We start from the raw sequence: 10439 nt of genomic DNA, 5'->3' as shown, positions 1-10439 counted from the left end.
GTCGTAGTTTCTGCAGATGAGTGGCAGAAGAAAACTGGACGCAGGGGATCGCTGGCGGAATTTCTGTTGGCCTCGCCGCTGCGCGGCGCGGATCTGGATCTTGAACGGCAGCATGACGAGCCACGTGACTTGTCGTTATGAGGCTGCTCCTCGATACAAATGTTCTGTCGGAAGTTACGAAACCTCGCCCGGATGAAGCCGTTCTGAAGTGGCTTCACGGGCTGGACGAAGACCGCACGTTCATCAGCATCGTATCGATTGCTGAAATTAGACGCGGCGTCGCGTTGATGGATAGCGGACGAAAACGTGATGTCTTGGGCGAGTGGCTCGCGCATGATCTGCCTCAGCGCTTCGAAAATCGGATTATTCCAGTGGAACGACCAGTTGCCTTGGCCTGGGGCGATCTCATGGCACTTGCCAAGCGAAGCGGTCGTGGGCTTTCCTCGATGGACGGGCTGATTGCAGCCACTGCCGTCGCTCACCAATTGACGCTTGCGACACGCAACACCAAGGATTTTGAAGGCTTCGGAATTGATATAATCAACCCATGGGCGGCTTGAATAACCCCATGTTTGTCGGTGGAAAGGATTAGGCTGCATGCTCTCGTACAGCTTGCTCAGAAACCACGCTGGCATCCTGCTCGTCGGAGACCACACGTCCCTGACCTGGCTGCATGAGGTCGTCCACGAGGTGAATGACCGCTCACCGGTTATTATCGACAAGGAAGGCTCGTTTCTGGGCCTGGCCTACGATGTGCGCAAAGCCCTTGAGCGGCAACGTGAGATTATCCAGCCGCCTAAGCATTTTGAAGAAATCGGTGTTCGATACGGTGTCCAGATCCTCTGGCCAGTTCTTCTGCTGCAGCAGAGGCTGTTGAGACAATCCCTCGCGTTTCTCAGCCATACCGCCAAGACCCAAGCGATCACCTACGCTCTGGAGGCCGTCATCGAAGATGCGCTACGCGACGATTTTGGCGCACAGTCCGAGAACATCATTGGTCTCTGGCAGCGCCTTGATCCAGCGCAGCCGGCAGTCATCGACATGATGAACAGCCGCGGGGGGCTCTACTGCTCATGGACGAAAGCACAAAGAAAAGCAGGCTTCGCCCAGTTACTTTCCAGCTTTGATCCCATGTACGACCGCCTCTTCGCCATGCGACTGAAGAACGGTGAGAAGAACTTAATTTCACCAACAGAGTTCGCAACCTGGGAAAACGCGGAATGGCCCGATCCTCGGTGGTAAATCACTGGCACATCGATAGTGATTTCAACCGGATGGGTTCCCTTTCCCTACCCTCCGTTGAAACCGCAAGCCCAAAGCTGAAGACAAAGTTTTTCGCTTAGCGCTTCAATTGAAATCGGGAGCTGAAAGCCACACAATCAGCCCCGCCTACCCCCCAGCAGACTCTGGATGGGTAATTTCGCGAGATCGTAAGACATTGAATTTATGGTAAATGATTCGTTAAGCGAAAGCTATATGGACAATACGGTTCCGTACTTCTCATTAATGTGCCCGCGGTGGCTCACCACCGATAAGTAACCCTTATCGGATGTGATATGTACGTTTTATTTGTACATCGTCCTCTCCAGTGTTAGTTTGCCGTCAAAGCGCGGAAACCGGAGTCAACAATGTCCCAGACGCACTACAAGATCAGCGAGGCGCGCAAGAACTTCGCCGAGGTTCTTGATCGCGCCAATCAGGGCGAAGAGATCATCATCATGCGCGGCAATGAGATCTATGCCCGTATCGGTCCGGCTGATCCCGCCGGTAAGAGACCGTTCGGACTCCTGGCGCGGCGGGGTCTCCCGGACAACCTGTTTGACGAGCATGATCCTGAGCAGACGGCCATTGATGCCGGCGATTGGAACGACGACGTCGGGGTCTTCCAAGGTGAAGCGGGCGACGGGGGCAAGCACTCTTGAAGCTTCTTCTCGACAGCCATGCCGTCTACTGGTGGACGATCGGGAGCGCGCGACTTTCAACAAATGCACGCTCCCTCATCGAAGACAAGCGTAACGCCGTTCTCGTCAGCGCCGTCTCCTTCTATGAACTCGACAACAAGATGCGGCTGAAGAAGCTTGACCTCAAGCCGCAGGAATTGCGTGCCGCTATCACGTCGAGCGGCTTCCAGACACTAGCCATCAGTGACTTGCATGCGGAACTTGCCGCGGCCCTCGACTGGGAGCACCGGGACCCGTGGGACCGGATCCTTGCTGCGCAGACACGGCTCGAGCATTGCGCACTGATCTCGACGGACGTTGTGTTCGATGCCGTACTGCAGGAGAGGGTCTGGTGAGGAAAAAGCTGTGAAAATTCTTGTTGATGTAACGGAAGCGGCAGAACGGCTCGAGGAGTTGATTGAACTGGCATGCCGTGGCGATGAGATAGTGATCTGCCGAGACGAGATACCGGTCGGGTTGCTCACGCCAATCGCGCGGAAGATCGCCTCTTACGACGAACACGGACTACCGAAATGAGTGCGGTTGACCGCCGCGTCCAGGATCTCGACACGATTGCTGCAGTCTTGCCGATGGAGCGCCGTGACGAACTGGCTGAGCTTCTGACCGACCAGGATATCGAGACGCTGCGCCATCTGGTCCACCAGGGCATGGGCGAAAATACCCTTCGAGCCCTGACGTCTGATTTTGCATATCTACAGGCTTGGTCGCTGGCCGCCACCGGCCGCTCGCTCCCTTGGCCTGCACCTGAAGCACTGCTCCTCAAGTTCGTTGCGCAGCATCTTTGGGACGCGCAAAAGCGTCTGACGGATCCCGATCACGGCATGCCAGCTGATGTCGAGCAGAAGCTCCGCGTTCAAGGGTTGCTTCGGTCGCCCGGACCGCATGCGCCTGACACTGTGCGCCGGCGCCTTGCCACGTGGTCGACGCTGACGAAATGGCGCGGGCTGGATGGCTGTTTCAGTTCCCCTGCCCTCAGGTCCGCAATCCGATTGGCCGTGCGTGCAACGCCGCGACCAAGGAAGCGGAAAAGCGCCAAGGCCGTTACCGCAGATATTTTGTCCAGGCTAATCGCGACCTGCAAGACCAGCAGCTTACGTGATGTAAGAGACCGTGCGATTTTAATGGTCGCCTTCGGCTCCGGCGGCCGGCGTCGCAGCGAAATCGCAGGCCTCAGGATCGAGCAGCTGCAGCCGGAAGAACCGATCCAGATTGACGGAGCCCCTCCCCTGCCCTCTCTTTCCATTCATCTCGGTCGCACGAAGACCAGCGGCGCCGACAGTGATGAAGTTGTCTACCTCAGCGGTCGACCGGTGGAGGCACTAAACGCGTGGCTTGCCGCTGCAAAAATCGATAAGGGCAGTGTCTTTAGGGCGATCGATCGCTGGGGCAATGTTTCGCACCGGCAGCTAGACCCGAAGGCCATCAATGACATTCTGAAGCACCGGGCGGAACTGGCCGGGCTCGATCCGACGGAGTTTTCGGCGCACGGGCTGCGCTCCGGCTACCTGACAGAAGCGGCGAACTGCGGCATTCCTCTACCCGAAGCCATGGAGCAGTCGCGTCACCGATCCGTTCAGCAGGCTTCGGAATACTATAACCACGCTAAGAGACGCAGCGGCCGTGCATCCCGCCTTCTAAACTGAATTTGTCCATCGACCGGAGGCGTTGAGAATTTAAACAGCGCAGTCTTTGACGATACACTCAAATGCCCGGGCTGTTGGCCCAAATGCGATTCTAGGAGAGCCCCATGCTTCGTGGACTTGTCGTCCTTCTGCTGTTTCAGTTGGTTGGCGAGAGCCTTGTGTTCTTGGGGCTCCGTGGGCATTTCTGCAATAATACCCGCTAAGGGAAAGCGAAGTTGTTTGGATTGAAACGGTTAGCGCGGATCGGCCTGAAGCGTTCGAGGGGTCGGTCAATTTCGTTCCAGAGATAGTCGCCGGTGAGTGCGATATGAGCCCAGGGAAGTGGTGCGACTTGGGAGAGCAGCTCGGCGGGAATATCGATGCCCTGGGTGCGGACATAATCGACAGCGCGGCTGAGATAGACGGTGTTCCACAGGATAATGGCGTTGACGACGAGGTTGAGACCTGACGCCCGATAGGCCATGGTTTCCGCCACGCGGTTGCGCAGCTCGCCAAGCTGGTGGAGGAAGACCGCCCGGGCAAGGGCGTGACGGCTTTCACCCTTGTTGAGGATGGCATGCGATCTGCGCCGGAGCTTGGTGTCGAGCAACCAGTCGCAGATGAAGATCGAGCGTTCAATCCGGCCCATTTCGCGTAGCGCCTGATTGAGCCGATTTTGCCGAGGCGATGCGGCAAGCTTCTTGAGGATGACGGACGGCGGCACGAGGCCCGCGCCAATCGATGACTTCAGCCGCAAGACCTCATCCCAGTGCTGCTCGATGACATCCATGTTGACGGCTCCCGAGATCAGCGCCCCGAGCGGGTCGTACGCCGCGTCGGGATCGATGACGAAGAGCCTGCGATTGCCGAGATTGCGGATACGAGGAATGAGCCTATAGCCGAAGCCATGGAACATAGCGAATGTCGTTTCGGTCGCGCCGGCGGTATCGGTTGCATGCTCATGGATTTCGACGGAGCTTTCGTTGTGAAGGAGGCCGTCGAGCACGTAGGGCGCTTCGCTCTCGGACGCCTGGATCATCCGGGAGAAGAAGGAGGCGAAACGATTGGACAGGAAGCCATAGACCGAAGCACCTGGTCTTTTGCCGTATTTTGCATTGTATTCGAGGCTGGCTTCACCGCGCCCGCCTGCCGGAAAGAACTGCCCGTCCGAGGAGGAGATATGACCGTCGCCCCAGACCGCGGCGAAGGGATGAGCCTGCTGCGCATCGACCAGCACGGCGGTCGCCGTAGCATAGGTTTCCGAGCGCAGATGCCTATCTACCATCAGCATCATCTGGTGGATCGTGACGCCGCGTGAGCTTTCCGCCATGCGTTCAGCACCGGCGTTGGTGGCGTCGGCAAGGATAGCGGCCATCAGCGCCGGCTCGTCGTTCGCCGTCTCGCCGGTGCGATAGTGTGTGAAGCTGTCAAGGAACCTGGTCCAGCTGTGGACCTCGGCAAGCAGGCTGGTGATCCTGATCCGGGGAACGAGGATGTAAAGACGCCGGCTGAGCGCGACGATCCCGTCACGCTCCTCCTCGCGGATCGGGGAGACCGACAAACCCTTGTCGGAAATAGCCGCATCCGGAATGGCGTTGGCGGCCGCCGCCCTTGCCAGCTCTTTGAGTTTCGCGTCGAGCGTGGCGGTGCGTTCGGCTCGCCATTCGGCAAAGCTGTCAGGGATGGCAAGCCCGAGCCGGCCTTCGGCGCGCATCAGGGCAAAGATCGGTCGAGGCAGAAGATAATCCTCGAAACTGCGCCATGCTCGGCTGCCATCAACCCATATGTCACCGGCCCGCAGGCGCTCCCGAAGGTGAACGAGTACCGCCACTTCCCAAGCCCGAAGGTCGATGGTGACACCGTCCGAGCGCACACGTCGCCGCCACTTGCGCGTCATGAACGCGAACGGCACCTGCGCGGGTAGTTTCCTGCCACTGTAGAGCGCACGCAGATGATCCACTGCCTTCAAAACCGGATCATCGGGACGAAACGACCGGAAAGAGAACGCGCCGAACATGAGCCTGCCCAGCTTTCGCAGCGATTTGTGCCGCTCTATGAGCTCATCGAATTCGTCGCTGCGATCGGGGCGCACGACGGACCTGGCTGCGGCCACGCTGGCGGTCAATCCGTCCCAGCCGAGTGAGACTGCAATTGCGGATGCGAGATCGGTGTTGTTCTCACGGGCGGCCAGAAGCGCCTCGCCAAGCTTGAGATGATCGAGCGCCACCCCATCAAGAATCTCGGCTTCTTTCAGCCGGCGTTCTGTGCGGCTCAGTTCAGCCTTGCGCCGGGTGCTGCCGATCAGTTTGCAGAACATGTCGATCGCAAGGTCGGTGATTGCCGCCTGCCTCTCGATGACGAACGCCGTCAGCGTGGCGTAGCGGCGCTCGGATGTAAGGCGTCGTATCTCACGGGCATGCAGAATGCGGGCGTCCCGGGCGATGATGCCATAGCGGTTGGCATGGATCGTTTTACGTCGCTCATCGGAAATCGCCGCCGAACGCAGAACCTCAAGCCGGGCAATCAGGCCCTTGAGGTTTTTCAGTTTCGTCCCCTCCGGCGCTTCCGCAATCCAGCCGAGATGGCTCCGATCGCCGGACCGATCGATGAGAAGCTGATCAAGCGCCTCGATGGACGGTTGCTCCATGCCCCGGATCAAGCCGCGATAAGCCTGTCGTCGCGCTGCCGCCCGGCCCGCCATCGCCAGACGTATCAGCAGTTCCGGCACAGGAACGAGCAGCTTCCTCTCCTTCAGGGCTTCGATCACGGCCTTGGTGATCGGCTCGCCTTGTTCGGTAGCGGCTGCCTCGCGTGCCGCCGCGGTGATCAGGGATCGATAATCGCTCGCCCGGACGGGCCGGAGATCCAGTGCGACGACAATCTCCCGCGTATGTTCTCGACGGGTTTCCTCCCGCTGGGCATAGAGTGCGAACACCGCAGCGTCGATGCCCAACTGGTCGGCGACAACGGAGACGACTGCCTGAGGCGGAACTTCCCCAGCGCGGAGCGGACGACCGAGATCACGCACCAGGGCGTCACGACACGAAAGTGTTGGATCTGTCCGACTTTTGAGAACGTATGGTGATCACGCTGCGAGGATAGATGTTTCGCGCCGCAATGGCCTGAGATCAACGCCGTCTGTTGGGGTCCAGATGTAATCGCCGGTGAGACTGATGTGCTGCCAGCCGAGTGGGGTAATGTGTTTGATGATGTCAAGCGGCGTGGGAATGCCATCTCGGTTGAGCTCGGCGAACGCCGGTTCGAGATAGAGTGTGTTCCAGTAGACGATGGCGTTGATTAGCAGGTTCAGTCCAGATGCTCGGTAGAACTGGCTCTCGAAAGTCCGGTCGCGCAATTCTCCGAGGCGATTGAAGAACAGTGCGCGGGCCAAGGTGTTCTGGGATTCGCTCTTGTTGAGGCCGACCGTCGCGTTCCTGCGCATTTCGGGGTTCTGCCACCACTGGGGCAGAAAGATGGACCGATTGATGCGACCGAGATCGCGTAGCGCCAACGCCAGTCCGTTCTGGCGTGGGAATGCGGACAGCTTTGCCAACACCGTCGAAGGCCGAACCTGCCCGGAACGGATCGTCGTGACCAGCCGCAGGATGTCGTTCCAGTTTGCCTTGATCCGCTCGACGTTGATGTGCTCGCCAACGAGCGGCGCCAGGTTTTCGGGAGGCGCGTCGCCCGGGAAGAGATAGAGCTTGCGATCCTTGAGACCGCGCAGCCGAGGCACAATCTGGAAACCAACGAGATGGCAAAGGGCGAAGCTCATATCGCTTACCCCGCCGGTATCGACATAGTGGGTTTCGATGGCGAGATCGCTGCCATGATAGAGCAGTCCATCGAGGACATAGATGGCTTCGCTCGCATTGGCATTCATGGCGATGATGTAGAAAGCGCCGTACTGGTCAGAGGTGAACCGGTAGAATTTGGCGCCGGGGTTGGGACCATAGCGGCCGTTGAGGTCGCCGATCGCCTCGGCGTGTCCGCCCGCCGGAAAATACTGGCCATCGGAGGATGACGTTGTTCCATCGCCCCACAAGCTTGCCAGAGGCAATTGCCTCTGGGCGTTGACGAGAATGGCGTGCGCGGCCGTGTAACCTTCCTCGCGAATATGCCAGTCGTGCGCCCAGGCGAGTTGGCGCATCGTAATGCCGGGGGAAACGTCCGCCATTCTCGTGAGACCGAGATTGATGCCGTCCGCCAGGATGGCGGTGAGGAGCGCAAGCTTGTTGTCGGCCGTCCGACCGCTGCGCAAATGGGTAAAGGCGTTCGAAAATTCCGTTCGGGCGTCAACCTCGAGCAAAAGGTCAGTGATGCGGATCGCAGGCAGACGGCTTTCCACCTTTAGCTTCAGCGACTTGGCGATGTCCGGAAACATAGCCTTGTGCGGCGTGACGCTAAACCCCGCCCCGGTCAGTTCTACATCGTCGAGCTCGCCGGCTGCGGCCAGACGCGAGAGGTCAGCCAGTCCATCGTTCAGCAGCTGGCGCTGTTGGCGAAGATACGTCTCGACATCGGTATCAACGGCGATTGGAAGCGGTCCTTCCTCACGCATCAGCTCGAATGTCGGCGTGGGAATGAGAAAGCTTTCGAAAGACTGGAAGCGTTTGGCTCCTTCCACCCAGACATCGCCCGCATCGAGCCGGCGCTTCAATTCGCTGAACAGGCAAAGCTCATAAGCCCTGCGATCAATCTTTCCATCTTTGAGTATGAGAGGCATCCAGCCCTTCGGCGCAAAGGAGATCGGTGCCTTGTCGGGTATGGTCCTTTTGCCCGTACGATATAGACCCGCGACCACGGATAGCGCCCGCAAGAGGGTCGCCGCCACTGCGTGACCGCGGAACACGAGAGTGGAGAGAAACTGTGGCGCCAGTTTCCTGATCGTCGGATAGCGCTGGAGCATTTCGATTTTACCGTCGATAACATCCGGCGCGATCAGCGTATCGACCGCCTGGACACTGGTTGTAAAAGCTGGCCATTGGATGACCAGATCAAGCGCTTTGGCCATGTCCTCACCCTTCTCTCTAGCCTTGATGATCGCATGGCAGACTTTTGAAACGTCCTTCAACGGCGTCTGCACTTCCCGAACGGATCGGGTGACGCGAGCAGCCGCCTGGTTATTGGCTCGCCGCGTCAGGATGCCCATGAGTTTCTTGAACATGTCGATCGCGCAATCGGTGAGATGGCGGGAAAGGTGGAGCACTGTTGCAGCCAGGACAGCATGTCGGCGTTCGGTGTTAAGGTCGCGCAGATGCTGCGCGCTCATTCGCGTCCCCTCTGCAGCAAATTCGTCAAAGACCTTGGCCGGAATTCGATCCATCAACGTCGTCGGCAGGTTCAGAGACCGGAGAAAGCGAATGCGCTCGGCAATTCTGTCGAGGTTGACGGCGGCTGGCGACAATGCCGGCGTTCTCGCCCAGGCAAGAATGGTCACGCTTGTCCCCTCACGCGGATCGAGAAGCTTGTCCAGATCGAGCTTTTGGCCTTCTGAGATCCCGCCGGCCAAGGCCCGATGAGCAATACGAATGCCGCGCCTGATCGCCACATGAATGATGGCTTCGAGCGCTGGCCGCGCTGGCAAGAGAATTCTCCTGCGTCGCAGTTCTTCCACGACCATATCCGCCAATACATCGGCCTGGCGCAGGGTTTGTGCGGCAGGTGTCAGCCAGCCTGTGAGTGCCCGCACGTCCGAAGGCACAAACGGACGCATCTGCATTCTGTCGAAAAGCAGGGCCAGATGCTCGCGCCGCGTCTGTGGGCGCTCGAAATAACGTTCGATCTCATGGTGATCGACGCCGATCTGCCGCGCCAGAAATCGTAAGACGCCAGCCGGCAGGACCTCGCCATCCGCAAGCGGTCGGCCAGGGTATCGTAGCGTGGCCAGAACACAGGCGAGGCCCAGTCTGTTCGCGGCCTTGTTCTGTCGCATGATCAGGTCGAGATCCGATCGATCCAGCGTATAATGTTTGGCGATCTCCCTTTCGTTATCCGGGATGATCGTCGCCTGTTGCCACCATGCCTCGCTCAGTAATGCTCTTCGCGCCATTCACTGATCTTCCCGTTTCGCCGCGGAGAGTGCAGCGAAACGGAAAATGCGTGTCCGACAAACGAACGTTTCGCGGCATCCACAGTTCTTGTCCGCAAACCTTGTCATGAAACGGCAAATCGGACAATGTCCGTATTCAACGGAAAAACGGACAAACCACGTCTCATGACCGCTATCGGCTATGCAAGGGTCTCCACCGGCGACCAGGACACCGCCCTGCAACTCGACGCTTTGCGCAAAGCAGGTTGTGAAAGGCTGTTCGAGGATAAGGCATCCGGCATGAAGACTGACCGACTCGGATTGGCGGAGGCGATCCGCTACGTTCGCGACGGCGACACGCTCACAGTCTGGAAGCTCGACCGCCTCGGCCGGTCGATGAAGCACCTCATCGAGATCATCACCGAACTGGAGGCCAAAGGCGTCGGCTTCCGATCCATCACCGAAAACATCGACACCACGACATCCGGCGGTCGCCTGGTCTTCCACCTGTTCGGCGCGCTGGCACAGTTCGAGCGCGATCTGATCCGGGAACGAACACGTGCCGGTCTGCAAGCCGCAGAGGAACGCGGCCGACGCGGTGGCCGACAAGTCGTCGTAACCCCGGACAAACTTGCCAAAGCCCGCCAGCATCTGGCGGCCGGTTTGAACGTCCGGGAAGCCGCGGCCCGCGTGAAAATCGGGAAAACCGCCCTCTACGAAGCTCTCAAGGCCGAAAAAGCAACGACATCCACGGTCAAACCAACCTGAGTTCCGGATACGTTCTTAAAAGTCGGACAGATTCGCCACTTTCGTGTCGTGACGCCT

The 10439-nt window shown here is 58.9% G+C and carries 9 protein-coding genes and 1 pseudogene; 8 read left to right on the top strand and 2 right to left on the bottom strand.

The genetic code is table 11. The features are described from left to right. From DOU54_RS27855 to DOU54_RS03900, 7 genes and pseudogenes are all read left to right on the top strand, one after another. A pseudogene (locus DOU54_RS27855) lies at positions 1–141 on the top strand (prevent-host-death protein); the annotation flags it as partial. Further along, positions 138–560, top strand: a complete 423-nt coding sequence (locus DOU54_RS03925) for a type II toxin-antitoxin system VapC family toxin (protein ID WP_113730764.1) — start codon at positions 138–140, stop codon at positions 558–560. The pseudogene DOU54_RS27855 and the gene DOU54_RS03925, both read left to right, overlap by 4 nt. Before the next feature lie 37 nt (positions 561–597). After that, on the top strand, positions 598–1242 hold the full coding sequence (locus tag DOU54_RS03920) for a DUF6904 family protein (protein ID WP_113730762.1): 645 nt from the start codon (positions 598–600) through the stop codon (positions 1240–1242). Positions 1243–1628: 386 nt separating this feature from the next. Next, entirely contained in the window at positions 1629–1922 is a 294-nt protein-coding gene (locus DOU54_RS03915) for a type II toxin-antitoxin system Phd/YefM family antitoxin (protein ID WP_113730760.1), read from the top strand. After that, on the top strand, positions 1919–2296 hold the full coding sequence (locus tag DOU54_RS03910; protein WP_113730758.1) for a type II toxin-antitoxin system VapC family toxin: 378 nt from the start codon (positions 1919–1921) through the stop codon (positions 2294–2296). Before DOU54_RS03915 ends, DOU54_RS03910 begins: the two co-directional genes overlap by 4 nt. Positions 2297–2306: 10 nt before the next feature. After that, positions 2307–2477: a type II toxin-antitoxin system Phd/YefM family antitoxin gene (locus DOU54_RS03905; protein WP_193603294.1), complete on the top strand. Its 171-nt coding sequence runs from the start codon at positions 2307–2309 to the stop codon at positions 2475–2477. After that, a complete protein-coding gene (locus DOU54_RS03900; protein WP_146617326.1) occupies positions 2474–3604 on the top strand; it encodes a site-specific integrase in 1131 nt (376 codons plus the stop codon). The genes DOU54_RS03905 and DOU54_RS03900 overlap by 4 nt, the downstream gene beginning before the upstream one ends. Before the next feature lie 199 nt (positions 3605–3803). Here the strand turns inward: DOU54_RS03900 and DOU54_RS03895 are convergent, their stop codons facing one another. Together DOU54_RS03895 and DOU54_RS03890 are read right to left on the bottom strand one after the other, a co-directional pair. Next, on the bottom strand, positions 3804–6611 hold the full coding sequence (locus DOU54_RS03895) for a Tn3 family transposase (RefSeq protein WP_286079858.1): 2808 nt from the start codon (positions 6609–6611) through the stop codon (positions 3804–3806). A gap of 57 nt (positions 6612–6668) precedes the next feature. Beyond that, on the bottom strand, positions 6669–9635 hold the full coding sequence (locus DOU54_RS03890) for a Tn3 family transposase (RefSeq protein ID WP_024897960.1): 2967 nt from the start codon (positions 9633–9635) through the stop codon (positions 6669–6671). A 165-nt stretch (positions 9636–9800) separates the two neighbouring features. Between DOU54_RS03890 and DOU54_RS03885 the strand changes: the two genes are divergently transcribed. Continuing rightward, positions 9801–10382, top strand: a complete 582-nt coding sequence (locus DOU54_RS03885) for a recombinase family protein (RefSeq protein WP_035218831.1) — start codon at positions 9801–9803, stop codon at positions 10380–10382. Positions 10383–10439: the final 57 nt, after the last annotated feature.

Origin of the sequence: Agrobacterium sp. MS2 (assembly GCF_003261015.1) — a bacterium.
In the GTDB taxonomy this organism is placed as follows: domain Bacteria; phylum Pseudomonadota; class Alphaproteobacteria; order Rhizobiales; family Rhizobiaceae; genus Agrobacterium; species Agrobacterium pusense.
The sequence above is the reverse complement of the archived record's forward strand: the minus strand, read 5'-3'. Positions and strand labels throughout refer to the sequence as shown.